The sequence below is a fragment of the Streptomyces sp. NPDC001137 genome, from assembly GCF_040298885.1.
Lineage (GTDB): Bacteria > Actinomycetota > Actinomycetes > Streptomycetales > Streptomycetaceae > Streptomyces.
Map to the genome: position 1 here is coordinate 52949 of NZ_JBEPBA010000036.1, position 26268 is coordinate 79216.

Below are 26268 nucleotides of genomic sequence, written 5' to 3' on the forward strand. Positions count from 1 at the left end.
CCGATGCTCTCGAAAGCCCTGTTGCGCCTGGGCGCAGGCGCCGCCCGTCATCCCTGGCGGGTGATCGCGGCATGGCTGATCGCCGCCACGCTCGCCGTCCTCGCCGCGATCGCCTTCGGCGGGCGGACCGCGGACTCGATGACCGCTCCGGGACTGGACTCCCAACGGGCCGCGCAACTGATCGAGCGGGCCGGCACCGGGCAGGAAGGGATAACCGCCCAAGTGGTCGTCACCCCCCTCGACGGGGGTGCGACGTTCTTCGGCGACGGCAGCGCGCGCACCGCTCTGACGCGGCTGCAGACCCAGGTGCGGCGACTGCCGCACGTGCTCGGCACGACCGACCCGGCGGGGGCACTCGACGCGGGCGGCGACACGGCCGTGCGCGGCGGCCTTGTCTCGGCCGACGGGCGGATCGCGGTCGTCCGGGTCCAGTACCCCGACCAGAGCCGACTGTCGGCCGAGGACCTCCACGCCCTCGTCGGCCTCGGCGACCGGCTGCGCGCCGAACTGCCCCTGCGCATCGAGATGGGCGGGGACCTCTTCTACGTCTTCTCCAACGCCGACGGCGGCGCGAGCGAGCTGATCGGCCTCCTCGCCGCGGCCGCGATCCTGTTCCTGGCGTTCGGTTCGCTCGTCGCCGCCGCGCTGCCGATCGGCATGGCGGTCTTCGGGCTGACCGTCGGGGTTGCCACGATGACGGTACTGGCGGGGGTGACGGACGTCCCGACCTTCGCCCCTGTCCTGGGCAGTATGGTCGGACTCGGAGTGGGCATCGACTACGCGCTGTTCGTGCTCGCCAGGCACCGGGAGTACCTCGCGCGCGGGCTCGATCCCCGCGAGGCGGCGGGGCGAGCGGTGGCCACGGCGGGGAGGCCCGTGGTCTTCGCCGGCGGCACCGTCGTCGTATCGATCCTCGGCCTGGCGGTCGCGAACGTGCCGTTCATGACGGTGGGCGGGTTCGCCGTGTCGATCGTCGTCCTGATCATGGTCGTCGCGTCGGTGACGCTGCTGCCGGCCTTCCTCGGCCTCGCCGGCCCACGCCTGGCCCGGGCCGGCCGGATCGGCCGGGCTCTGCACACCAGGAAGCTGGGCCGACTCGCACGCCGGCAGGACCCGGCGGCGGGCGCCGCCCCGGCCGCCGGGTGGCGGCGCTGGATCGGGCACGTCAGCCGGCACCCGGTGCCGTACGCGGTCGGCGCGGCGGGGCTGCTGCTGACCGCGACGCTGCCCGTCCTCGGCCTGCGCGTCGGCCTCCCCGACGACGGCTCACTGCCCCACAGCCGTACCGAGCGCCGCGCCTACGACCTCGTCGCCGAGGGGTTCGGCCCGGGCACCAACGGTCCCCTCGTCATCGCAACGGACCCGGCCGGTGATCCGGGAGTGCTGGACCGACTCGTCGGGGCAGTCGCAGCGGATCCGGGCATCGCATCCGTCGCGCCGACGCACATCGATCGGGCCACGGGCATCGCGACCCTCGTGGTGTTCCCGACCACCAGCCCTCAGGACAAGGCCACGACCGACACCATCGCCCGGCTGCGCACCGACGTGCTGCCCACGGCGATCGGGCACGGCCCGGCCAGGGCCCACGTCGGCGGCGCCGCCGCGAGCCTGTCCGATGTGGGCCAACGCACCAGCCAGCGCCTGCCGGTGCTCGTCGCCGCCGTGCTGGCGATGTCGTTCCTGCTGCTGATGCTCGTCTTCCGCTCGATACTCGTACCGCTCAAGGCGGTACTGCTGAACCTGCTGAGCATCGGCGCGGCCTACGGCATCATGGTCGCGGTCTTCCAGTGGGGCTGGGGAGGCGCCCTCATCGGGCTGGAAGCGACGGTTCCGATCGTGTCGTTCATCCCGATGTTCCTCTTCGCCATCCTGTTCGGCCTGTCGATGGACTACGAGGTGTTCCTCCTCTCCCGCGTACGCGAGGAGTACCTGCGCACCGGCGACAACGGCACGGCGATCGTCGAGGGCGTCTCGGGCACCGCCCGCATCATCACCTCGGCCGCCCTCATCATGGTGGCGGTCTTCCTGTCCTTCGCCGTCGCCGAGGACCCCTCCACAAAAATGTTCGGGCTCGGCATGGCCACCGCGATCTTCATCGACGCCACGGTCGTGCGTATGGTGCTGGTACCGGCGACCATGACACTCCTCGGCCGGACCAACTGGTGGCTGCCGAGGTGGCTGGACCGGATGCTTCCCCGCGGCCCGGTCGGGACCGACGACGCCGGTGCGGAATCCAGGGGTGAGGCCCCGCGTCCGCGGCTGGTTGACCGTTGAGTCAACTCCCTGCCCGCCCTTGGCGTCCGGCACCTGAGCGTGCCGTATCGGGCGGCGATGCCTCGCCACACCGCTCGCACCCCGGCCTTCCTGCCCGCTCTCCCGCCGTTCAGGAAGGCCCAGGAGGTGGACCACCATATGCCGCTGGTGGACTTTGAGTGGCGCTGGTCGTCTCCGGTCGCGCACCACACTCAGGGGGCCGGGTGAGTGCCGGATCGCTCATTTGTACGTTCGGTTAATCGGATGTGTCGGACGTATTGACGCGCTCTCTTTTCCGGATCTAGCCTCTGCCCGACCCTGCGAACGGCGTTCGATATTTCGCAAACCTGCTTGATTGGACAGCGAGTTGGTTATGAAGGCTTCCCGCCCAAGCGCCACCCACCCGAAACGCCTTCACGGGCGCTGAGAAGCACAGACACCGGCCCACACCGCAACCGCCCCACCTGGACGGACGCACGGGCTCGCACGCCCTGACCCGCCGTCACCACGGCGCCCTGGGCGAAGCGGTGAAACACCGTCGTTCGGATCCCCCTTCCGGCCCACGCGGTGCCCGGGTCCCGTCCCGCCCACTCCGAACCAAGTTCCCCGCGCCACCCCGCTCCCCCTCCGCCCGGCGGTGGCACCCGCACCCAACAGGAGATCCGATGTCTGCGCTCCGCGCCCGGCTGACGGTGATATTGCTCGCCGTCTGCCTCCTCTTCACGGGCCAAGCCCTCACCACACCCCAGCGGGCGGCCGCCGCCGACCCCGGCTACCTGATGGTGCACTTCACCGGGGAGGGGGCGACCAACCAGCAGATGTACCTCTCGCACAGCACGGACGGCCTGCACTGGAACGACCTCAACGGCGGCGGGATGGTCCTGCGCTCCACGGTCGGTACGAAGGGCGTGCGCGACCCCGCGTTCGTGAGGTCGCCCGACGGCAGCAAGTACTGGATCATCGCGACCGACCTGTGCATCAGCTGCGGGCAGGACTGGAACGCCGCCATCAACAACGGCAGCCGCAACCTCGTGGTGTGGGAGTCCACGGACCTGGTCACCTGGTCGCAGCCATGGTTGCTGAACGTCGCCGGTGCGATCCCCGACGGCCGCAACGCCTGGGCACCCGAAGCGATCTGGGACCCCGAGAGCAACGACTACGTCCTGTACTGGGCCACGAACGTCCCCTTCAACGGCGCGACGAAGCACCGCATCTTCGCCGCCCACACCAGCGACTTCCGCACCATCACCACCCCCCAGCTCTACATCGACCGCCCCGGCACCCAGGAGATCATCGACACCCAGATCATCGAAGTGCCCCCAGGCGTCGGCAACTACCGCTACGTACGGGCCTCCGGCGACGGACAGATCACCCTCGAAGGCAGCAACTCCATCCTCGGCACCTGGACCAAACTCGGCGATCTCTCCGGCATCGGCCTGACCGGGTCCATGGTCGAGGGCCCGATGTGGATGAAGTTCAACGGCACCAACAAGTGGGCTCTCTACCTCGACCAGTACGCCACCAACGGCGGCTACATGCCCGTCACCACGACCGACCCCTCCAACCCCGCCGCCTACCAGAAGCAGGCGTCGACCAGCTACAACATGGGCGGCACCAAAAAGCGCCACGGCTGGATCATGAACCTCACGGCCGCCGAGGAGAGCCGCGTCCTCGCCCGCTGGCCCAACACCCCCGCGCAGCGGCTCCAGTCGTACAACTTCCAGGACCGCTACGTACGCCACACCAACTTCGACGTACGCATCGATCCGAACGTCACCCCCGTCGACGACTCACAGTTCCGGCTGCGCCCCGGCCTCGCCGGCACCGGCACCGTCTCCTTCGAGTCGGTCAACTACCCCGGCTACTTCCTGCGCCACGCCAACTACGACTTCCAGCTCGCCCACAACGACGGCAGCAGCCAGTTCGCCGCGGACGCCACCTTCCGCAAGGTCGCCGGGCTCGCCGACTCCACCTGGTCGTCGTTCCAGTCGTACAACCACCCCGACCACTACATCCGCCACTACGCCTACTACCTGAAGCTCGACCCGATCACCACCGCGACAGCCCGCAGCGACGCCACCTTCCGCGTGACGAACTGACCCGCATCGCCAGCAGCGCCGGCGCCTCCAGGTCGCCGCCGACACGGAGGCGTCACCCCCCCACGTCCGCACAGCCCTAATGGCGGCACCAAGGCCGAGGACACCAGTTGGCTCACTGCACCGGACAAAGCCACCAGCAGTGGAAACTCGGCTGACGCCACCGCACATCAGCAGCCGTCCGGGACTGCGCCCCGGACATCCCGCGGTGCGCGGGACGGGTCCGCACCACCGTCCCGCACACCGCGGCAGCGCGTGCGAGCGAGCAAGTAGCAGAGCGGCGTCGCCGATGCGGCGTTCGGGACTCGACCTGCCCGGCCGCCCGGGACGGCGCCGTCTGCTCCGTTTTCGGCATCCGCCTGCTCGGTCAGCCGGCGCGCGACCCGCTCGGCTCCGGGGAGCGGTGGCCCGCAGGATCACCAACGCCCTGGGGGACGAACAGGCGAGGACCGGGCACCCCTCGTCATGCGGGAGCGCGGGTTCGCGCCTTCCTATCTGCGGGACATGAGGCAGATGATGTCGAACAGGACCGTGGCCGCGGCGATCGACGTGATCTCGGCGTGGTCGTACGCCGGGGCCACCTCCACCACGTCCGCGCCGACGAGGTGCACGTCCGTGAGTCCGCGTAGCACACGCAGCAGTTCGCGGCTGGTCAGGCCGCCCGACTCCGGGGTGCCCGTACCGGGGGCGAAGGCCGGGTCCAGTACGTCGATGTCGATGGACAGATACACCGGCAGGTCGTCGACGCGTTCCGTGACGGCCTGGATCGTACCGGCGGTGCCGAGGTCGTCGAGGTCGCTCGCCCGGATGGTGCAAAAGCCGAGACGCTTGTCCTCGTCCATGTCCGCCCGCTCGTACAGCGGGCCGCGAATCCCCACATGGATGGAGTGGTCCTCGACCAGCAGCCCCTCCTCGAAGGCGCGGCGGAGGACGGTCCCGTGCGTCGTCGGGGCGTCGAAGTACGTGTCCCACGTGTCCAGGTGCGCGTCGAAGTGGACCAGCGCGACCGGCCCGTGCTCGCGTACCACCGAGCGCAGCATCGGCAGCGCGACGGTGTGGTCGCCGCCGATCGCCAGCACTCTGCGCCCGCCGTACCCGACCTCCCGGGCGTGCCCTTCGATCTGGCCGAGGGCCGTGTCGATGGAGAAGGGCGTGACCGGGACGTCACCGGCGTCGACGACCTGGATCCGGTCGAAGGGCGCGGTGTCCAACTCGACGTGGTGTCCGGGGCGGAGATGGCGGGACGCCTGGCGCACGGCCATGGGGCCGAACCGGGCACCGGGGCGATACGAGGTGCCGGCGTCGAAGGGGACTCCGAGCACGGCCACGTCGTAGTCGCCGACCCGGTCGATCTCGGGCAGCCGGGCGAAGGATCCGGATCCGGCGAAGCGGGGGACGTCGGTGCCGGACACCGGGCGGATCGGGTCGGGCATACGGCACTCCTGTCCAGCGGCGCGGTCTCGTCCCGGCACTGTTCAACAATCGGGTGATGTGCAGGGTGCCCGGCAGTGGTTTCCGCCGTGTAACGCCATAGTTGTTGTTCAACATTCCTGCGCTATCCTGCCGCCATGTCGCACACCGTCACAGGCCTCGGCCGCTTCGCCGGGGTGGCCGACGCCTTGCGCGAGCGGATCGTCGCGGGGCGGCTGCCGCCCGGCACACCCCTGCGGGACGTGGCGCTGGCAGCCGAGTTCGGGGTGTCGCGGAACACGCTGCGGGAAGCGCTCCGCACCCTGCACGACGAGGGCCTGGTGGTGCAGCAACTGCACAAGGGCACAGCGGTGACGACGCTCTCGGCGACGGACGTGCGGGACATCTTCATCGCGCGCCGCGCCATCGAGCTCGCCGCCGTCGATGAAAGCCCGTTGGCAGCCGAGCCGTTGCTCGACGCGCTGGAGGCGACGGTCGCGGCGGCGGAGGCCGCGGTCACCGCCGAGGCGTGGAACGAGGTCGGCACGTCCTCCCTGCGCTTCCATCAGGCCCTGGTCGCCCTGCTGGGCAGCCACCGCACGGACGCGTTCTTCCGCGTCATCGTCGCCCAACTCAGGCTGGCCTTCGCCGTCATGGCCGACGAGGCGGCATACCAGGCGCCATGGGTGGCCCGTGATCGCGAAATCTGCGATCTCGTACGCAGCGGTCGCCGCCAGGACGCGAAGGATGCCCTGAGGCTCTACCTCGACGACTCCGAACGCCAGGTGCTGGACGCCGTGCGCGCGGATTCCCGGACGAAAGGCACGCCCCCATGACCTCGCAGCCGTCCAAGGCCGCAGCCGCCTACCGGGCGACCGAGGGCGGCGCCCTCGGCGTCGACCGGGACTTCTACGACCGCTTCGCGGGCGTACGCCATGAACCGGTGGAGGCCTTCGAGATACCGATCCGCTCCGGCCGTGCCTGGACCGTCCCCCAGGGGCACCTGTGCCGCATCGTCACCATCGAGGGACCGCAGGTCGGTGACCTCAACGTGTGGAACCTCAACGACCCGCGCGAACGCATGTGGGCCGCCCGGACCCGCCAGCTCCAGCGGGCGCACATCTCCACGTACGACCGGGTGTGGTCCAACCTGCCTTTCCTGCGGCCCCTGTTCACGGTCACCGCCGACAGCCTCGCCGACTACGGTGTCGACGCCGACGGCGGCCGCGTGCACGACCTGCTGGGCACACGCTGCGACCCGTACGTCAACCGGATGCTCACCGGCGAGGACTTCGACTTCCACTGCCACTCGAACCTCGTACGGGCCGTCCTTCCGTACGGCCTCACCGAGTTCGACGTGCACGACGTGCTGAACGTCTTCCAGTGCACCGGGCTCAACGCCGACGACCAGTACTTCATGAAGGACTGCCCCGCGCGCGAGGGCGACTACTTCGAGTTCTTCGCCGAGACCGACCTGCTGTGCGCCCTGTCCACCTGCCCCGGCGGTGACTTGTCGGTCCCCTTGTGGGGCCCCGACGCCCGCGACCCCCTGGACGTCTGCCGCCCCCTCGGCGTCGAGGTCTACCGCCCCGACCCCGCCCTGCTGGACGGCTGGACCCCGCCGGCCCGGGCCGCCTACCGCAATCTGCACGGCATCCGGCGGCCGGAATGGAGCGATATCGGTGCGCCGTCCTGACCATCCGGCCCGCTCCTTCCCGCGCTGTGCCACGGCAACCGAGACGGGCGGGAAGAGGGATGTCAAGGATTGACAGCTTTAGGTCGATTCCCTACTGTCCGCTGCCACAAGCTGTGGCAGGCCGCGCTTGGGACCACAGTCGGGTCGAGGCGCTCGACGAACTGCTCAGCTCCTCCCCTCACGTGAGGCGCCGCGGAGTCGCCGCCGCGAAAGAACTCGTTATCCGGTTCGCGCACAGTATTTCGGCAGCATTGACAGCTGCGTAGCGCGAATTCACTGCTGCCAGGTGGATGGCGGGACCAAAGCGACCCAATCCGCCTGCTGGGCCCTTCCTTTGGCGTGCCCTCTGCTTACTTCGCAGTACGGTCACAGTTCAATTCCGAAACACAATGAGAACAATGGAAGGTGTTCTCCCGTAACACTGGCACTCCAAATTCCACCCTACCTGCGGTGATGAGGAGTGGGATGTTCAGATCAGCCAAGATTTTCGCCATGGTCGCGGTGACCGGGCTCGCAGTGAGCGCCTGCGGAGGCAATGCCTCGGGCAGCTCCGACGACAGCTCGTCGAGCGGAGGCACGCTCGTCATCGGTGTGGACCTGCCGCTCCAGGGAGCGTCGAAGGACGCGTCCGAGTCGACGGTCAACGCGATGCAGCTCTACCTGAACCAGATAGGCGGCAAAGCCGGGAAGTACAAGGTGAAGCTGAAGGTCTACGACGACTCGACGGCCGCCAAGGGCGCCTGGGACGACGCGACATGCGCCAAGAACGCGCAGGACCACGTGGCCAACACCGAAGAGGTCGCGGTCATGGGCACCTACAACTCCGGTTGCGCGAAGATCGAGGTACCGGTTCTGAACCAGGACCCGAAGGGCCCCATGCTGATGGTGTCCCACGCGAACACCAACCCCGGTCTGACAAAGGCTTGGGACCCGGGCGAGCCGGAGAAGTATTTCCCGTCCGGAAAGCGCAATTACGCCCGTGTCATTGCGACCGACGACTACCAGGGTGCGGCGGGAGCCCAGTTCGCCGCCAAGGACCTGGGCGTCAAGAAGTGCTACGTCCTCAATGACAACCAGACCTACGGTCAGGGTGTCGCCAAGGCGTTCGCGGACGAGGCGAAGAAGCAGGGCATCAAGGTACTCGGCAACCAGGCCTGGGACCTCAAGCAGCCCAACTACACAGCGCTGTTCACCAGCATCAAGGCGACGAACCCGGACTGCGTCTACCTCGGCGGCATCTTCGACAACAACGGCGGCCAGCTGGTCAAGGACAAGGTCAAGGTCCTCGGTGACAACTCCAAGGTGAAGCTCATCGCCCCCGACGGCTTCAGCGGTTACCCGGACTTCGACAAGCTGGCGCAGGCCCAGGGTTCGTACCTCACCTTCGCGGGCTTGACCACCACGACCCTGCGCGAGCAGGGCGGCGTCGGCGCGAAGCTGCTCGACGCCTACAAGAAGAAGTACGGTTCCGATCCGGCCACCAACTACGCCCTGTACGCGGTGGAGGCCCTGCAGGTGATCCTGAAGGCGATCGAGGGATCCGACGGGACCCGCAAGAGCATCCGGGACCAGGTGTTCTCGGGCAGCGGGATCAGCATCCCGGCCGACGTGTCGGCCGTGGGCAAGAAGCTCACCATCTCCCCGAAGACCGGTGACGTCGACGTCCTGGACATCTCGGTGATCAACGTCAAGAACAACACCGAGAACTTCCTGAAGCCGTGGCCCGTCACCAGCTGACCTGAGGCCCGCGGGGCGGGCGGCATCCGACCGGGTGCCGCCCGCCCCCGACCGGCTTCGCGGCCGGCCCTCCACATCGTCAGCCCAACCCCTCGCGAGGACCTTCATGGCAGCAACTGCCACCAGCGTCGTGGCGCCCTCCACGATCGACCGCAAGGCGGTCTTCCAACGCTATGCCACGTACGTCATCCTGCTCGGCGTCGTCGTCTGGCTGGCCGTCAACCTGATCCACTCACCGTCACAGTTCTTCTCGGCGGGCGCCGAAGGATTCAGCAACGGGATGCTCTACGCGCTCATAGCGCTCGGGTACACGCTCGTCTACGGCATCATCGAGCTGATCAACTTCGCTCACGGCGACCTGTTCATGCTCGGAGCCCTCTTCAGCGGGTTTCTGCTGACCACGGTCATGGGCGCGGACCAGTCGAACCTCCTCGGCTGGGTGCTCTTCCTCGTCACGCTCGTCGCCACCATGGCCTTCTGCGGCGGCGTCAACGTGACCCTGGAGTTCGTGGCCTACCGGCGCCTGCGGCGGGCTCCCAAGCTGGCCCCGCTGATCACCGCGGTCGGTATGAGCTTCATGCTGCAGTTCGTCGGCCTGAAGTGGAACGGGTCGACGCCCAAGCAATGGCCTTCCGTTCTGCCCGAAGGCGACTTCGGGATCGGCGGCTTCAGGGTCGACTACAGCCTGCTGGCCGTCGTCGCGGTGACCGTGCCGGTCCTGTTGCTGCTGAGGTGGGTGGTCACCAGCACCAGGCAGGGCAAGGCGATGCGGGCCGTGGCCCAGGACCAGGACGCCGCCCGGCTGATGGGCGTCAACGTGAACCGGACCATCTCCTTCACGTTCCTGCTCGGCGGGGCGCTGGCCGGTACCGCGGGCGTCATGTACCAGCAGGTCGTGGGCACCACGGCGTACAACCTGGGGTACCAGATGGGACTCATCGCCTTCACCTCCGCGGTCCTCGGCGGCATCGGCAACATCACCGGCGCCGTGCTCGGCGGGCTGCTCATCGGCGTCATCCAGGGTTTCAACGACGGTCTGCCCTACGGGTTCGGACAGCGGTGGTCCCAGAGCGTCGTCTTCACCATCCTCATCCTGCTGATGGTCTTCAAACCCGAAGGCCTGCTGGGCCGACCGACCACGGAGAAGGTGTAGCCATGGCTTCCGAGGCTCCGAGCCGGGCACGGCGGAAGCCGGGCCTGGCCATACCGCACCGTATGCGCTGGCCGCTCGGGTACACCGCGGCTGCGCTCCTGGTGTTCCTGGCGTACTACTACGTGATCCCGAACCTGGGTCCCGACGGCCAGACGTTCTTCCGCAACTGGCTGCCGCTCACCTCGGTCAACGAGGCGCTGGTCTGGGTGATCTGCGCGCTCGGTCTGAACATCGTGGTCGGTTACGCCGGTCTGCTGGACCTGGGCTTCGTCGCCTTCTGGGCGCTGGGCGGCTACACCGCCGGCTGGCTGATGTCCAGCTTCTTCTACCAGGTCAACGTCCATGTCTTCGGCGGATCTCTGGGCACCGTCCCGGGTATCCACGTCAGTTTCTGGCTGGTGCTCCTCGTCGCCGGTGCGTTCTGCGCACTGTGGGGCGTGATCATCGGCGCACCCACCCTTCGGCTGAAGAGCGACTACCTCGCGCTGGTGACGCTCGGTTTCGGCGAGATCATCCCGCAGGTCTTCACCAACGGCGACGACATCGGCGGCTTCAACCTGACGAACGGCACCAAGGGCATCACGCCGGTCGACCCGATCGGCGTCGGCTCCACCAAACTCGGGCCGTTCGACCTGGTGTGGAAGTACCTGATCTTCGTGGGGATCGCCGCCGTCGTCGTCTTCATCTCACTGCGGCTGCGCGAGGGCCGGCTCGGCCGCGCCTGGCTGGCCATCCGTGAGGACGAGCTCGCCGCGAGCATGATGGGCGTGCCGCTCATGCGCACCAAGCTCTCGGCCTATGCCGTCGGCGCGGTGGCGGGAGGCCTGGCGGGCGTCGCCTTCGCCACGCATGTCGGAGGCGTGCTGCCCGACCGGTTCAACTTCTCGATCTCCATCACCCTGCTGGCGATGGTCGTGCTCGGCGGCATGGGCAACGTCTGGGGGGTCATGCTCGGCGCCCTCGTCCTCGCCTGGGTCAACTCGACCGGCCTGCCCCAGTTCGGGACGTCCTTCAACGAGCAGTTCGGGACGAACATCAACTTCCCGTCGTACAACTACCTGCTGTTCGGCGGCATCCTCGTGCTGATGATGCTGTTCCGCCGCGAGGGCATCCTGCCCGAGTCGCGGACCAGGCTGGTGCTGCACGAACCCAGCCGGACCGACATGGAGTCGCTGCACGCCGATCTGGAGGCGCCCGCCCCCGAGTTGGACGAACCGCTGCAGACCGTCGTGTCCGACGCATCGCAGGAGACCGCCGTGGCCGACGGGCCGGAGAAGACCGTGGTGGCCGACGGACTGGGAGAGAAGGCATGACGACGACCTCACCCACGGCACCGCAGGACGCCGTCACCGGCGTAAAACTGCACGCCGACCGCATCACCGTGAAGTTCGGCGGCCTCGTCGCCGTCAACGACGTCAGCTTCACCATCCCGGAGCAGTCCGTGGTGAGCCTGATCGGGCCCAACGGCGCGGGCAAGACGACGTTCTTCAACGTACTGACGGGCCTGTACCGGGCGACCAGCGGACGGGTGGTCCTGGGCGACAAGGACATCACCAATCTCGTACCGCACCGCATCGCCGCCCTCGGCATGGCCCGTACGTTCCAGAACATCCGGCTCTTCGGACTGATGACGGCCGAGGAGAACATCAAGGTCGCCATGCACTCCAAGCTGAAGTCGGGCCCCTTCCACACGATCGTGCGCACCCGACGGCAGCGCCGCGAGGAGAAGCAAGCCCAGGACACCGCCCGGGAGTTGCTGGACTTCGTCGGCATCGGCAAGGTCGCGGGCGAGTACGCACGCAATCTGTCCTACGGCGACCAGCGGCGGCTGGAGGTCGCACGGGCGCTCGCGCTGGACCCGACGGTCCTGCTCCTGGACGAGCCGAGCGCCGGCATGAACCCCCAGGAGTCGGGCCGGTTCGCCGAGTTCGTCCAGCGCGTGCGGGCCGAGAAGGACCTCTCGGTCCTGCTCATCGAGCACGACATGAGCGTCGTCATGCAGGTCTCCGACCGGATCACCGTGCTCGACAGGGGAGAGAAGATCGCCGAGGGCGGCCCGGACGACATCAGGTCCGACACCCGGGTCATCGAGGCGTACCTCGGCAAGTCCGGAAGGGGCAAGACCACATGAGCGGCGCAGGCGGCGTGATCGACACGCGCGAACCGATGCTCGAACTCGACGAGATCCACGTCTACTACGGCAACATCGCCGCGGTGAAGGGCCTCTCGCTGACCGTCTACCCGGGCGAGATCGTCACTCTGATCGGTTCGAACGGCGCGGGCAAGTCCACCACCCTGCGGGCGATCTCGGGCCTCGTGCCCGTCCGGGGCGGCACGATGACCTTCCAGGGCCGCAAGCTCAACGGCGTGCCCGATCACGAAGTCGTCCGACGTGGCATCGCCCACTCCCCGGAAGGGCGGCGCATCTTCCCCCGGATGACCGTCGACGAGAATCTCGACATGGGCGCGTTCCTGCGCAAGGACAAAGAAGGGATCGCCGAGGACCGGGAGAAGATCCTGGAACTCTTCCCCCGGCTCCGGGAACGGCTCCACCAGCAGGCCGGCACCATGTCCGGCGGTGAGCAGCAGATGCTCGCCGTCGGACGGGCGATGATGGCGAAGCCGCGACTGCTCCTGCTCGACGAGCCTTCCATGGGCCTCGCTCCGGTGCTCGTCGACGTCATCTTCGAAACCATCGTCCGGATCCGCGAGCAGGGCACCACGGTCCTGCTGGTGGAACAGAACGCGCTGGCCGCACTCGAAGTCGCGGACCGCGCCTACGTCCTGGAGTCCGGTGCGCTGAAACTTCACGGTCCCGCAGACGAGTTGGCCGAGGACGAGGAGATCGTCAAGGCGTATCTCGGCGGCTGAGGGAGGCGCTCGCGTGAAGGAGATGCCGTCCATGACGCGAGCGCACCGACTCGGCGTGCTGATGGGTGCCGTCTCCGCCGTCCTGGTCGGCGTCTCCTTCGTGGCGAGCAGCAGGATGGCGCACTATCCGTTCCTGGGCGGGCAGGCGGTCCGCTACGCCCTGGGGTTCCTGTTGCTGGCCGTGTTCTGTGTGCGGCGCAACTGGGCACCGGTCCGGCGGCTGACCCCACGGCTGTGGGTGCGGCTCACCGGGGTGACGGCGGCGGGCCTGGTCGGCTTCAACGTGGCGGTGCTCTCCGCCGAGCGCACGGCGGAGCCGGCCGTTCCGGGCGTCGTCGTGGGGTGTACGCCGGTCGTGGTGGCGATCCTGGCGCCGCTGATGGAGTCCCGGCGCCCCTCCGGCCGCGTGGTCGGCGGAGCGCTGGTGGTGGCGGCCGGGGCGGCGGTGGTCCAGGGGTTGGGGCGGACGGACGCAGCCGGCCTGGTCTGGTCCCTGGTGGCGATGGCCGGGGAAGTGGTCATGGCCCTGTTCGTGGTACCGGTGCTCAGGGTCCTGGGACCGTTGCTCCTCACCACCTGCGCCTGCGCGATCGCCTCGGTGGAGGCGGCGGTGCTGGGATCGGCCGTGGACGGCCGGGCATGGATGAGAATGCCCGACGGAGTGGAGACGGCGGCACTGGCGTGGCAGATCGTCGCCGTGACGGTCGTCGGAATCGTGCTGTGGTTCGGGGCCGTCCACCGGATCGGAGCGGTGGGAATGGCCCTGCTGTCCGGGCTGATCCCGGTCTCGGCCGCGCTGACAGCACCCCTGGCGGGTACGGGAACGTTCGGTGTCGGACAGCTGACGGGAAGCCTGCTGGTCGCGGGCGGCGTGGCACTCGGCGCCACGGTCGCGCCCGACGCGTCGGACAAGGACGCGGACCCGGGACCGGTCGCCGCGCCGTCCGTGCGCCGAAGGTACGCCGCGGGGCGCCGACGCGGCGCACCCTGAGGAGGAAGCGAAAGCACATGCCGGAGGACATCCTCTTCTTGTCCCGCGGCCAGGCGGAGGCGCTCAGGGAAGCGCCGAACTACCGGACAAGATCCAGCGCTCAATGGCGACCGGCGCCCGCCACGACGTCGCGCACCACCTCCATCAGCGCTCGCGCCCGCGCGGACTGCCGAACCCCGTCGAGGCGGGCGAGCACCACCTCCAGGGGTGGGTAGTCGTTGGTCAGGTCCAGACAGACCACGGCGCCGCCCGCATAGGTCTGATCGGTGGCGGGGCGCTGATTGAGCACCGAGTAGCCGTGGCCCTGAGCGACCAGGGAGCGCACGGTCTCGTAACTGCGCGTGCGGTAGCGCACGTCGGGGCTGGTTCCGGTCGCGCCGACGAGGGACCGGAAGTAGTCGCGGCTGTGCGGCAGGTCGAGGAGGACCAGGGGGTCGTCCGCCAGCTCCGCGAGGTCGACAGCACCACGGTCGGCCAGCCGGTGCTCCGGCGCGACGATCGCGTAGGCCGGGGCTGCGGCGAGGGGCTCACGGACGAACTCGCCGTCGAGTCCGAGGTCGTAGGTGAGGGCGAAGTCGATCCGCCCGCCCCGCAGTGCCGACGCGAGTTCCTCGGCCTCGGCCTCCAGCACGGAGATCTCGAGGTCCGGGTGGCGTTCGGCGCACACGGTGAACAGCGGGGGCAGCAGGGTCGGGGCCAGTGTCAGGAAACAGCCCAGGCTCACCGTGCCGGTCAGCACGGCGCCCGTACCGCGCGCCTCCTCCGCCACTTCACGGGCGTGGCCGAGCAGTTCCCGCGCCTGATGGAGCATCCGCTCCCCCGCCGACGTGAGGGTCAGACCCTTGGCCCGCCGACGGATGAACAACTGCACCCGCAGGTCGCGCTCCAGGTTGGAGACGGCCGTGGAGACCGCGGACTGGGCGATGTGCAGCTGCTCCGCGGCGGCGGTCATGGAGCCCGCCTCCGCCGCGACGACGAAGTAGCGCAGCTGAACAAGCGTGAAACCGACCGGTGCCGTCATGCCGCAGCCACCTCTCGCATCTATGAATCAGATGACTCATACCGAAAACATCTGTTCGACAGAAATCTACCCGCCACCGAGGATGTTTCGTGCGGCCGCACCGCGACACCAAGACGGGCTGCCGCCCGAGGGGAGGCCGACTTGCCGAGTGAAGAGACCGAGGTAGTCGTCGTCGGAGCCGGCCAGGCAGGCGTCGCGATGAGTGAGCACCTGAGAGCCCTCGGCATACCGCACCTCGTCCTGGAGCGGCACCGGATAGCCGAGCGATGGCGCTCGCAGCGGTGGGACTCGCTGGTCGCGAACGGACCCGCCTGGCACGACCGGTTCCCGGGGATGGAGTTCCCCGACCTCGCCCCCGACGCCTTCGCTTCGAAGGAACAGGTTGCCGACTACTTCGTCGCGTACGCCGAGAAGATCGGCGCTCCGATCAGGTGCGGTGTCGAGGTGACCTCGGTGCACAAGCACACCGGCCGACCCGGCTTCCGGGTCGAGACGTCGGAGGGCTCCATCGACGCACGCTTCGTCGTGGCCGCGACCGGCCCCTTCCAGCGGCCCGTGATTCCGCCCCTCGTCCCCGACGGTGCGGTACCCGTGCAGATCCACTCCAGCGGATACCGCAACCCGGGCCAACTCCCCGCGGGCGCGGTCCTCGTGGTCGGCGCGGGTTCTTCCGGTGTCCAGATCGCCGACGAGCTGCGCCGGTCCGGTCGCCGGGTCTTCCTCTCCGTCGGCCCGCACGACCGTCCTCCCCGCGCGTACCGCGGACGTGACTTCTGCTGGTGGCTCGGCGTGCTCGGGCTCTGGGACGCACAGACGCCCGCCCGGGGAGCCGAGCACGTCACCATCGCGGTCAGCGGCGCCCGCGGCGGCCACACCGTGGACTTCCGCGCTCTGGCCGACACGGGTGTCGAACTCGTCGGCCTGACCGCTTCCTACGGTGACGGCATACTGCGCTTCGCGCCTGACCTCGCCACGAACATCGCGCTCGGCGACGCCAAGTACCTCGGACTTCTGCGGGCCGCCGACGCGTACATCGACCGTAACGGGCTCGACCTCCCCGAGGAGCCGCAGGCGCACGTCCTCGGGCCGGACCCGCAATGCGTGACCGACCCCCGCCTGGAGCTCGACCTGGCCGAGGCCGGCGTCACCTCGATCGTCTGGGCCACGGGCTTCGCCACCGACTACAGCTGGCTGGACGTCGACGCGTTCGACGAGAAGGGCAGGCCGAACCAGCGCCGCGGGGTGTCCTCGGAGCCGGGCGTCTACTTCCTGGGCCTGCCCTGGCTGTCCCGTCGCGGTTCGAGCTTCATCTGGGGCGTCTGGCACGACGCCCGGTACGTCGCCGACCACATCGCGACCCGGCGCGGATACCTCGCGTACGGCACCACCGACCAGCCCGTCGCCGCACAGGCGACCCGGAAGAACTGAGGAGCGGGCGATGACCTCCACGAACGAGGACCGCGAGCCGAAGGCCCCGATCGTCACCGGCGGGCACACCCGGATCCGGCCGTTCAACACGCGCGACACCTATCCCGAGCAGAACCTGGACAACGACCTCTGCCAGGCCGTCGTGGCCGGCAACACGGTGTACGTGCGCGGCCAGATCGGCCAGGACCTCGCCACCAGCGAGTCCGTGGGCATCGGCGACGCCGAGGCCCAGGCCGAGCAGGCCATGGCGAACATCAAGATGCTGCTCGAAGAGGCGGGCAGCCGGATGGAGCACCTGGTCAAGCTGACCATCTACCTGATCGACCCGCGTTACCGCGAGGCGGTGTACCGCACCGTGGGCCGCTGGACCAAGGGCGTCCACCCGATCTCCACCGGCCTGGTGGTGTCGGCCCTGGCCCGCCCGGAGTGGCTGTGCGAGATCGACGCCATCGCCGTGATCCCCGAGGGGGAGCGGGCATGACGTTCTCCCTGGTGGTCCGCGACGGAGAGCGGTTCGGCATCGCGGCCGGCTCCTCGAGTCCGGCGGTCGCCGCACGGGTCGCCCATCTACGGCCCGGCATCGGCGCGGCGACCTCGCAGAACATCACCGACCCCACGCTGGGCACCAGCCTCCTGGAGCGGCTGGCGGACCACGGCGACCCGGAACGCGCCCTGGCCGACGTGACGGGTGCGGCGCGGAACGCGAACACCATCGCCTACCGCCAGTTGACCGTGCTGGGGCGCTCCGGGCCCGGGTTCGCCTACAGCGGTGCGCACACCTTGGGCAAGCACGCCTGGGCCAGTGCGGACGGTGCGGTGGCGGCCGGCAACATGCTCTCCGGCGAGCACATCCCCGGCGTCCTCCTCGACGCGTACGCCGCTGCCACGGGCGAGTTGGAGGAGCGGCTGCTCACCGCGATGAAGGCCGCCGTCGCGGCCGGTGGTGAGGAGGGTCCGGTGTACTCCGCGGGTGTGGCGGTCGTCGCGGACGTGGGCTGGCGGGTGACCGACCTGCGGGTGGACTGGGCCGAGGACCCCGTGGACAGGCTCGGCGATCTCCTCGACGTCTGGCTGCCCCAGCGGGACGACTACGTGCGGCGCGGTCTCGATCCCGCCGCCTCCCCTTCGTACGGCGTCCCGGGAGACCTGTGATGAGCGCGGTGAAAGAGGCCGCCCGGAAGACGGTCGACCGTCATGCCGAGGAACTGATCGGGCTCTCCGAGCGGCTGCACGCCGACCCGGAGACCGCCTGGGAGGAGCACCGGGCTGCCGCCGCCGTACCGGAGCTGCTGGACCGCGCCGGATTCGACGTCACCTCGTCCTACCTGGGCCTGGACACGGCCTTCCTCGCCCGGTTCGGCAGCGGGCCCGTCCGGATCGCGTTGTGCGCCGAGTACGACGCGCTGCCCGGCCTCGGTCACGCGTGCGGGCACAACCTCATCGCGGCGAGTTCCGTCGGCGCCGCGCTGGGGCTGGCCGCCGTCGCCGACGACGCCGGCCTGACCGTGGAGGTCTACGGCACCCCGGCCGAGGAGGGCGGCGGTGGAAAGATCGAGATGCTGGACCGGGGTGCCTTCGCCGGCGTCGACCTCGCGATGATGGTGCACCCGGCGCCGGTCGACGTCGCCGAAGCCCGCCCGTTCGCGGTCAGCCACTCGAGGATCTCCTACACCGGGAAGTCCGCGCACGCGGCCGCCTATCCGGAGACAGGGATCAACGCGGCCGACGCCTTCACCGTGGCCCAGGTCGCCATCGGACTGCTGCGCCAGCAGTTGCCGGCCTCGGCGCGCGTGCACGGCGTGGTGACGCACGCCGGTGACGCCCCGAACGCCATCCCGGAACGGTCGACCGGACGCTGGTACGTCAGGGCCGAGACGCTCGCCGAACTGGCCGAGCTGGAGCCGCGCGTCATGCGGGCTTTCGAGGCGGGGGCCCTCGCCACCGGCTGCGACCTGGAGATCGAGCCGGAGAGCAAGCCGTACGCGGAGTTCCGCACGGACGAGACCGCCCTCAGCCACTACCGTCTCAACGCCCTCGCCCTGGGGCGGGAGTTCGCACCACCCGGCCAGGCCGCACGGATGAACCGTGCCTCCACCGACATGGGCAACATCTCGCAGATGGTGCCCGCCATCCACCCCTACATCGGCATCGGCTCCCTGCCCGCCACCAACCACCAGCACGAGTTCGCCGCTCACTGCGTGGGCGGGACGGCACAGAGCGCCCTGCTCGACGGAGCACTCGCGCTGGCCTGGACCGGCGTGGACCGCAGCGCTGCGGCCCTGCCGCGATGACGGCCGGGTACTGCACACCTTCCACATCACAAACCGGTAAGCGTCCGGGCGAGGTCGGCGATCGCGTTGCGGGCCGTGTCACTCTCTGCCGCCCAGGGCCTCGGCTGCCTGCACAAGGGTGACGAGGTCGGGTTCGAATGCGCGCTGGGACATCTGTCGGCCGTCAGCGTCGCGTCGATCGCTGTAGCGGTGGTCTGTGCGGCGTAGAAGCTGCCGGCCTGATGGAGTTGACCGGTAGGGAGGCCCTCGAAGCGGACTTGTCGACGGCCTACCAGCAGGGGGTGGGTCACGAACAGGGGCAGCCCCGATGTCGGGTAAATGCGGGGCGCGACTCCCCCTCGGCGACAGGGCCACCTTTCTCGCTCCCTGACCGTCGGTAGACCGGGGATCAACCCCGCTGCCGGGCTCCCGCTTCACAGAGCCCGCAGGCCGTCGTCCCTCGCAGGAACGCCTCAGCCATCGGCCTCGCATGTCGGTTCGCCGCCTCGGCGAGGCCTACAGGCGGTACTCGCCGGCCCAGGTGTCCGGGCAGCGCACGACAAGGGCAGCGACGTCGTCGTCGAGCTTTCCTCCGCTGTAGTGGAGCAGGGCCGCATGAAGCCGGTCGAGCAGCTCGCGGGGCGGCGTTTCGCCCTGCTGCTGCGTCCAGTCCGGCAGAGGGAAGAACGTGCCGTTGCGGTCCCGGGCCTCCGTCACCCCATCGGTGTACAGGAGCAGTTGGTCGCCGGGGGTGAAGTCGAAGGCGTCCACGCGGTGGTGCTCGCCGACGAGCGTCGTCAGGTTGAGCGGCGGCGAGGGGGTGGTGGCTTCCAGCAGCCGGGTCTTCCCCTGGTGGACGAGCAGGGGTGGGGGGTGCCCGCAGCTGAGGATTCTGACCTGGCCGCCGTCCTGGGGGATCTCGGTGACGAGGGCGGTGGCGAAGTGCTCCGGCCGGTCCAGGAGGGGGAACGCGGCACTGTGACGAGTGATGGTGACCTCCAGGCGATGAATGATGCCGCTGAGATCGGGCTCGTCGTATGCGGCCTCCCTGAAGCAGCTGATCAGCGCGGAGGCCGCTCCGACCGCGGACAGGCCCTTGCCGCGCACGTCGCCGATGAGGAGCCGGATCCCGTACGGCGTGTCGGCCGCCTCGTAGAAGTCGCCACCGATCCGCGCCTCCTCCTGGGCCGCCAGGTACAGGGCCTCGATCTCGATGTTGTTCATACAGCGCGGCAGAGGTCGCAGCAGCACTTCCTGGGCGGCCTCGGCGACAAGCCGAACGTGGAACAGCGTCTCCTCGCGCTGCAGCCGGACATGGCTGGCGTAGGCGGCCGCCAGGGTGACCGCGATGATGGCCGCCGACGTGTACGGCGTTCCCAGGTCGGTGTAGACGAAGCCGAGACCGATCATGACCAGGAGGCAGAACAGTCCGAGCAGGAGCGTGGGAAGCACGGGCCACATGGCGGCGGCGAGAGCGGGAGCGGTGGGGAGGAGGCGGCTGAAGGCGATCTGCCGTGGGGTGGAGAACGCCAGAACGGTGATGAGGGCGGTGAGGATCACCGGTGACAGCGTGGCCGCTCCCCACCGGCCGCCGCGGAGAGGATGCCGACGCCACGGCCACCCAAACCCGATCACAAAATGCATCATAACGATAGGAACCAGACATAGGGCTCGGATGGACGACGCGGCTCAGTCCTGGTTGATCAGACACGTGCGGTGGATTGGGTCACCATCCGGCCGACGGAAGGCCGCGCCGGGCCTGGCCCGCCGCAACTGAGACCCCGCACCCGCCGCGCGGCTCGGGCTGTCCCCCCTCACCGCCCTCCGGTTACTCGTCCCGCCGCGGGTTCACCCTCTCCGTACAGGCGTCGTCAGTCATCCCAGGTCTGCGCAGCGGTGTTATCAAGGGTGTATGGAGGGATTTCCCAGCCGATTGCGGACCTCACGTCCACCGCCCGACGGTGGCCGGCGTACTCGGCGCCTGTCCGTACTGAGCCCGCGCACCGCGGCAGGGCAGGTGTTCCTCGTTCAGAGCATGATCGTGCTGCTGCTGGTGGTGGTCGCGGTGGCGTGCATCATGCTGCAGGCGGCGCGCGACGCTGTGCGGCAGGGGCGTCGGGAGTCGGTGGTGGCCGCCCAGTCGTTCGCCAGCGCCCCCGGTGTGAGCCTGGCGCTGCGCAGCCGGGACCCGACCGCTGTGCTGCAACCGCGAGCCGAGCAGGCGCGCCGGCGGGCAGGCATGGACTTCATCGTCGTCATGAACACGGACGGAGTCCGGTACACGTATCCCTACCCCTCGGAGATCGGCAAGAAGTTCGTCGGCACCATCGAGCCGGCGCTCGAAGGCCGTACCGTCGTCGAACAGGCGGGCGGTCCGCCTCTGCCGGCGGGCAAGGGGACGGCCATCCAGGCCATCGTCCCGGTGACCGATGCGCGCGGCCGGATCGTCGGCCTGGTTTCTGCGGGGATCACCGTCACGAACGTGGCCCGACTGTGGATGCCACAGCTGCCGATCGTCCTGGGCGTCGGCGCGATCATGCTGGTGCTGGCCGCGGCAGGGACGACCGCGGTGTCCCGGCGACTGCTGCGGCAGACACATGGCCTGGCCCCGGCGGAGCTGGCGCGGCTGTACGAGCACCACCAAGCCGTGCTGCACGCGGTACGGGAGGGGGTTCTGATCACCGGCGAGGACCGGCAGCTGCTGCTGGCCAACGAAGAGGCGAAGCGGCTACTGGGTCTGCCGGCCGACGCACAAGGGCGGGACGTGCGGGAACTGGGGCTTCCCGAGCAGATGGCGCGCGTGCTCGCATCACCGGAGAAGGTCACCGACGAGGTCTACCTCGCCAACGACCGGTTGCTGGCTGTGAACAAGCGGCCCACGTTCCCGGAAGCCGACGACGCGGGCAGCGTGGTGACGTTGCGGGACACCACGGAGCTGGCGGTGGTGTCGGGGCGGGCCGAGGTGGCGCTGGGGCAGCTGAAGCTGCTGTACGAGGCGGGGATGCGGATCGGGACGACGCTGGATGTGGAGCGCACGGCCCAGGAGCTCGCCGACGTGGCGGTGCCCCGGTTCGCCGACGTCGTCGCGGTGGATCTGCTGGATTCGGTGGTGCGCGGCTCTGAGCCGACGACGAAGGGCTGGCGCCACCTGCTGCGGTCCGCGATCAGCGGAGATCAGCGGATGCTGCCGGTGTACCGGCTGGGTGAAGTGATCACATTCTCTCCCGAGACTCCGCAGATGCTGGCGCTGGAACAGAGCCGGGGCGTCCTGGAGGCGGACCTGCGGCAGGCCCACGGCTGGCAGGAACAGGATCCGGAACGCGCTCGAAGGGCTCTGGAACTCGGATTGCACTCCCTGGTGACCATGCCGCTGCGGGCGCGCGGGGTGCCCCTGGGCCTCGCGCACTTCTACCGGACGGAGGGCTCGCCCGCGTTCGAGCCGGAGGACGTGGCCTTCGCGGAAGAGCTCGGCGCGCGGGCTGCGGTGGCCATCGACAACGCCCGGAGATTCACCCGCGAGCACGCGATGACGGTGACGCTGCAGCGCAGTCTGCTGCCGCGGGGCCAGCCGGAGCAGGACGCCCTGGAAGTGGCCTGGCGGTACCTGCCGTCGGAGGCGGGAGTGGGCGGGGACTGGTTCGACGTCATTCCGCTGCCGGGCGGACGGGTCGCGCTGGTGATAGGCGATGTCGTCGGCCATGGGCTGCACGCCTCGGCGACGATGGGCCGGCTGCGCGTCGCCGTGCACAACTTCGCCACGCTGGACCTCCCCGTCGACGAGGTCCTCGGGAAGCTGGACGATCTGGTCGCCCGCCTGGACGACGAGGACGACTCCAGCTCTGCCCCCGACGACCAGGAGGGGACGGGGTTGACCGGAGCGACGTGTCTGTATGCCATCTACGACCCGGTGACAGGGATGTGCACGATGGCCCGTGCGGGGCATCCCGGCCCCGTGGTGGTGAACCCGGACGGGACGGTCGTCTGCCCCGAGGTGCCGGCCTCACCCCCGTTCGGCCTCGGCGGCTACCCCTTCGAAACCGCCGACGTGCACCTGGCGGAGGGCTCCCAGCTGATCCTGTACACCGACGGGCTGGTCAAGAACACTGCCCGCGACATCGACGCCGGTCTCGAAGAGCTGCGCCGGGCGCTGGGCGGAGCCGGGGCCGGGGAACGCACTCCGGAGGAGACCTGCCAAGCCGTGATCGGGGCGTTGAAGCCGACCCGGCTCTCGGACGACATCGCACTGCTCGCGGCGCGGACCCGGCGGATCCCGTCCTCTTCGGTGGCCGAGTGGGATGTGCCCCCGGACACGGCGGTGGTGCCCTCGGTGCGGGCCCAGTGCAGGACGGTTCTGAGCGACTGGGGGCTGGACGAGACCGCGTTCACCACGGAGCTGATCCTCAGCGAGCTGGTCACGAACGCCATCCGCTACGGATCACCACCTGTGAAGGTGCGCCTGCTGCGCGGACGCAATCTGATCTGTGAGGTGTCGGACGGCTCCAGCACCTCTCCGCGCCTGCGTCGGGCGGCGACCACGGACGAGGGCGGGCGCGGGCTGTTCCTCGTGGCGCAGTTCGCACAGCGGTGGGGGACGCGGTACACGTCCCGCGGCAAGGTCATCTGGGCGGAGCAGATCCTGCAGGACGGCGCGTCCGGTCCCGCGGACGATACGTCGGCCGACGCGCTCCTCGAGCAGTTCGGGGATCCCCTGATGTAAGGACCGGGGCGACCAGCACGGTCTCCTCGTAGCGGACCGCGAGCTCGTCATACCTCGTGGCTACGGCCCGGTGGCGCTTGAGGCGGTCGATCCCGCACTCGACCGCGTGCCGCTGCTCCCGCCTCACGCAGCACGTCCGCGACGAGCAACCCGCACGCGATCGGCGCGTCCTCGCTCGGCTTGACGACCACGGTGTTGCCGGCGGCCAGCGGTGCCGCCACGGCCCGGACACCGAGGATGACCGGGGCGTTCCACGGCGCGAACGCCGCGACCACGCCCAGCGGTTCCCGCACGACCAGACCCAGCGCGCCTTCGCCCCGAGCGCTGAGCACCGCACCGCGCCGGCCTCGTGGGCCCGTTCTCGGCTACCTGTTCGGCACGTGGGTCCAGCAGCTCCGCTGCCTTGAGGAAGATCGCGCGACGGGCGAACGGGGTGACCGTGGCCCATTCGGTGAAAGCCGCGTCGGCAGCGCAGCGCCCACGGCCCGGGTCACGTCCTCCGGGCCAGCCGCCGCGACGGTTGCTCAGACCTCGCCGGTGTAGGGGTTGATGTCCTCGGCGGTGCGGCCGGAGAGGGCGAGCACGTCCGTGGAGTGCGAGGGCAGCTGTAGGCGAAGGAACCGGAGTTTCGCCATCTGCGTCCGCGTCCTTCGCGGTTTCGCTGATGTCCCGAGTCCCCTCGTCATAGTCGTCCTCAGCTAGCTGACGAATCGTCGGGTACGTCCTCCTTGCGCCCGCACCGAGCCGAGTGACCGTCCTCATCGCCGCCCGCGGGGGTGAGGAGGGTGCCGTCGGCGACCAGGCCCCGCGTGGTGGGTCGTGCAAGGCCAGAACTGGAAAGTATTTTCCGTTGACGAGTCCGTTACGTGCCAGGCATCCGGGGGCAATACACAGGCCGTTGTCTGACGCCTCAACCATCCGGTGCGATGCCGGAGGCAAATGTCGCAGCCAGCACCAAGGAGCACCACATGACGGCGACGGACAGCGCGGACGCGGACAGAACGGTCACCCCGCCGGGGTATTCCCCTCGTCTCTACAACGAGGATCTCGCCCCGGCCACCGAGCGCAAGTGGGGCGCCTTCAGCATCTTCAACGTCTGGACCTCGGACGTACACAGTCTGTACGGCTACTTCCTGGCCGCCAGTCTGTTCCTCGTCGCGGGCAACACCCTCAAGTTCCTCATCGGTATCGCCGTGGGCTCGCTGGTCATCTACTGGCTGATGACCCTCATGGGCAGGGCGGGCGTCAAGACCGGCGTCCCCTATCCCGTCCTCGCCCGCGCCTCGTTCGGCACCTTCGGCGCCAACGTGCCGGCGCTCGCCCGGGCCGTGGTCGCCACCTTCTGGTACGGCGCCCAGACCAGCGCGGCGGCCGGCGCCATCGTCGCCTTCCTCGTCCGCTACGACGGCCCCAGGCACCTGCACGAGACCACTCATCTCTTCGACCACAGCGGCCTCGAAGTGCTGTGCTACCTCGGCGTCTGGGCCGCCCAGCTGCTCATCATCAGCAAGGGCATGGAGACGGTGCGCCGCTTCCAGGACTTCGCCGGACCCGCGGTCTGGCTGATGATGCTGGTGCTGGCGATCGCGCTGTCCGTGAAGGCCGGCGCGCTGTCCTTCTCGGTCGACATGCCGGCCAAGGACCTGGGCGCGCTCGCCAAGAGCGCCACCGGACTCGACGTCAGCCCCGGCTCGTTCGCCGCGATCGCCGCGATAGCCGCCACCTGGGTCACCTACTTCGCGGCCCTGTTCCTCAACTTCGGCGACTTCGCCCGCTTCACCCCCGACGTGAAAACCCTGAAGAAGGGCAACATCTGGGGCCTGCCCGTCAACCTGATCCTCTTCTCCCTCGTCGCGGCCATCACCACAGCCGCCGCCAGCAAGGTGTACGGGGAGGTCATCCTCGAACCGGCCAAGATATCCGCCAAGTTCGACAGCGCGACCCTCGTCCTGCTCGCCGCCCTGACCTTCGCCGTCGCCACCCTCGGCATCAACGTCGTCGCCAACTTCGTCAGCCCCGCCTTCGACTTCGCCAACGTGGCACCGAAGTACGTGACCTTCCGACGCGGCGGCCTGATCGCCGCCGTCATCGCGCTGCTGCTCTACCCGCTGCACCCCTGGGACAACGCCCCCAGCTTCGTCAACGCCATCGGCTCGACGATGGGCCCGCTCTTCGGCGTGCTCGTCGTCGACTACTACCTCATCAGGAAGACCCAGCTGAACGTGCCCGCGCTCTACCAGGAGGACGGGGAGTTCCGCTTCCAGGGCGGCTGGAACGTCCGGGCGCTCGTGGCCGCCGCGGTGGGCTCGGTCTTCTCCAGCATCCTGCCCGTCTACGGCCCGTCCGGATACGGGGAGAACCTGGGCCCGTACTCCTGGTTCATCGGCGTCGCCGTCGCCGGAGTGATCTACCTCGCCCTCAGCAGAGGCAAGAGCCCGCTCACCGCCCGAACCGCCGACGCTCCAACCGCGCACGGGCAGACGATCGCCGCCACCGAATCGTAGACAACGCGGGCAGCACACATCATGCGGCGAGGGCGGGCGCCAGCGCGGCCACCCGACCGCCGAGCCCCCCGAAACCCCAGACTAGAACCGCGACCCCGACGGGGGGGGGGTGGGGGTGGCG

The 26268-nt window shown here is 69.4% G+C and carries 19 protein-coding genes and 1 pseudogene; 16 read left to right on the forward strand and 4 right to left on the reverse strand.

Annotated elements, in window-relative coordinates:
- The first annotated feature begins 3 nt into the window (after positions 1 to 3).
- A complete protein-coding gene (locus tag ABT254_RS42630; RefSeq protein WP_351483000.1) occupies positions 4 to 2274 on the forward strand; it encodes an MMPL family transporter in 2271 nt (756 codons plus the stop codon).
- Between the two features lie 644 nt (positions 2275 to 2918).
- Positions 2919 to 4352: a glycoside hydrolase family 43 protein gene (locus ABT254_RS42635; RefSeq protein WP_351483002.1), complete on the forward strand. Its 1434-nt coding sequence runs from the start codon at positions 2919 to 2921 to the stop codon at positions 4350 to 4352.
- Between the two features lie 488 nt (positions 4353 to 4840).
- On the opposite strand, the gene speB is transcribed toward ABT254_RS42635, so the two are convergent.
- Positions 4841 to 5782 (reverse strand): agmatinase, encoded by a 942-nt coding sequence (gene speB, locus ABT254_RS42640; protein ID WP_351483004.1) that lies wholly within the window; start codon positions 5780 to 5782, stop codon positions 4841 to 4843.
- A 135-nt stretch (positions 5783 to 5917) separates the two neighbouring features.
- Between speB and ABT254_RS42645 the strand changes: the two genes are divergently transcribed.
- The 8 genes from ABT254_RS42645 (at position 5918) to ABT254_RS42680 (ending at position 14207) form a co-directional block, all read left to right on the forward strand.
- Complete coding sequence (locus ABT254_RS42645; RefSeq protein ID WP_351483006.1) at positions 5918 to 6595, forward strand: GntR family transcriptional regulator; 678 nt, start codon at positions 5918 to 5920, stop codon at positions 6593 to 6595.
- Positions 6592 to 7455, forward strand: a complete 864-nt coding sequence (locus ABT254_RS42650; RefSeq protein ID WP_351483007.1) for an urea carboxylase-associated family protein — start codon at positions 6592 to 6594, stop codon at positions 7453 to 7455. Before ABT254_RS42645 ends, ABT254_RS42650 begins: the two co-directional genes overlap by 4 nt.
- A 465-nt stretch (positions 7456 to 7920) precedes the next feature.
- Complete coding sequence (locus ABT254_RS42655) at positions 7921 to 9192, forward strand: branched-chain amino acid ABC transporter substrate-binding protein (protein WP_351483009.1); 1272 nt, start codon at positions 7921 to 7923, stop codon at positions 9190 to 9192.
- 106 nt (positions 9193 to 9298) lie between these two features.
- Entirely contained in the window at positions 9299 to 10345 is a 1047-nt protein-coding gene (locus ABT254_RS42660; protein WP_351483011.1) for a branched-chain amino acid ABC transporter permease, read from the forward strand.
- Positions 10346 to 10347: 2 nt separating this feature from the next.
- Positions 10348 to 11658, forward strand: coding sequence for a branched-chain amino acid ABC transporter permease (locus ABT254_RS42665; protein ID WP_351483013.1), 1311 nt, complete (start codon positions 10348 to 10350; stop codon positions 11656 to 11658).
- On the forward strand, positions 11655 to 12476 hold the full coding sequence (locus ABT254_RS42670; protein WP_351483015.1) for an ABC transporter ATP-binding protein: 822 nt from the start codon (positions 11655 to 11657) through the stop codon (positions 12474 to 12476). The genes ABT254_RS42665 and ABT254_RS42670 overlap by 4 nt, the downstream gene beginning before the upstream one ends.
- Positions 12473 to 13216, forward strand: coding sequence for an ABC transporter ATP-binding protein (locus ABT254_RS42675; protein ID WP_351483017.1), 744 nt, complete (start codon positions 12473 to 12475; stop codon positions 13214 to 13216). The genes ABT254_RS42670 and ABT254_RS42675 overlap by 4 nt, the downstream gene beginning before the upstream one ends.
- Positions 13217 to 13247: 31 nt before the next feature.
- Positions 13248 to 14207: an EamA family transporter gene (locus ABT254_RS42680; protein WP_351483018.1), complete on the forward strand. Its 960-nt coding sequence runs from the start codon at positions 13248 to 13250 to the stop codon at positions 14205 to 14207.
- A 100-nt stretch (positions 14208 to 14307) separates the two neighbouring features.
- On the opposite strand, the gene ABT254_RS42685 is transcribed toward ABT254_RS42680, so the two are convergent.
- On the reverse strand, positions 14308 to 15228 hold the full coding sequence (locus ABT254_RS42685) for a LysR family transcriptional regulator (RefSeq protein WP_351483019.1): 921 nt from the start codon (positions 15226 to 15228) through the stop codon (positions 14308 to 14310).
- Positions 15229 to 15369: 141 nt separating this feature from the next.
- Between ABT254_RS42685 and ABT254_RS42690 the strand changes: the two genes are divergently transcribed.
- The 4 genes from ABT254_RS42690 to ABT254_RS42705 are packed head-to-tail and all read left to right on the forward strand — an operon-like array spanning position 15370 to position 18947.
- The gene (locus ABT254_RS42690) at positions 15370 to 16656 is read left to right on the forward strand and encodes a flavin-containing monooxygenase (RefSeq protein WP_351483020.1); all 1287 of its coding nucleotides are present in this window, start codon (positions 15370 to 15372) and stop codon (positions 16654 to 16656) included.
- Positions 16657 to 16666: 10 nt separating this feature from the next.
- Positions 16667 to 17137, forward strand: coding sequence for a RidA family protein (locus ABT254_RS42695; protein ID WP_351483022.1), 471 nt, complete (start codon positions 16667 to 16669; stop codon positions 17135 to 17137).
- Complete coding sequence (locus tag ABT254_RS42700) at positions 17134 to 17808, forward strand: DUF1028 domain-containing protein (RefSeq protein WP_351483024.1); 675 nt, start codon at positions 17134 to 17136, stop codon at positions 17806 to 17808. Before ABT254_RS42695 ends, ABT254_RS42700 begins: the two co-directional genes overlap by 4 nt.
- Positions 17808 to 18947, forward strand: coding sequence for a M20 family metallopeptidase (locus ABT254_RS42705; RefSeq protein ID WP_351483026.1), 1140 nt, complete (start codon positions 17808 to 17810; stop codon positions 18945 to 18947). The genes ABT254_RS42700 and ABT254_RS42705 overlap by 1 nt, the downstream gene beginning before the upstream one ends.
- 495 nt (positions 18948 to 19442) lie before the next feature.
- On the opposite strand, the gene ABT254_RS42710 is transcribed toward ABT254_RS42705, so the two are convergent.
- Entirely contained in the window at positions 19443 to 20486 is a 1044-nt protein-coding gene (locus ABT254_RS42710; RefSeq protein ID WP_351483028.1) for a PP2C family protein-serine/threonine phosphatase, read from the reverse strand.
- A 475-nt stretch (positions 20487 to 20961) separates the two neighbouring features.
- Between ABT254_RS42710 and ABT254_RS42715 the strand changes: the two genes are divergently transcribed.
- Positions 20962 to 23643, forward strand: coding sequence for a SpoIIE family protein phosphatase (locus tag ABT254_RS42715; protein WP_351483030.1), 2682 nt, complete (start codon positions 20962 to 20964; stop codon positions 23641 to 23643).
- Positions 23644 to 23759: 116 nt separating this feature from the next.
- On the opposite strand, the pseudogene ABT254_RS42720 reads toward ABT254_RS42715, so the two are convergent.
- Positions 23760 to 24278: pseudogene (locus ABT254_RS42720) on the reverse strand (aldehyde dehydrogenase family protein); the annotation flags it as partial.
- A 333-nt stretch (positions 24279 to 24611) separates the two neighbouring features.
- On the opposite strand from ABT254_RS42720, the gene ABT254_RS42725 reads away from it, so the two are divergent.
- Entirely contained in the window at positions 24612 to 26147 is a 1536-nt protein-coding gene (locus ABT254_RS42725) for an NCS1 family nucleobase:cation symporter-1 (RefSeq protein ID WP_351483032.1), read from the forward strand.
- Positions 26148 to 26268 lie beyond the last annotated feature (121 nt).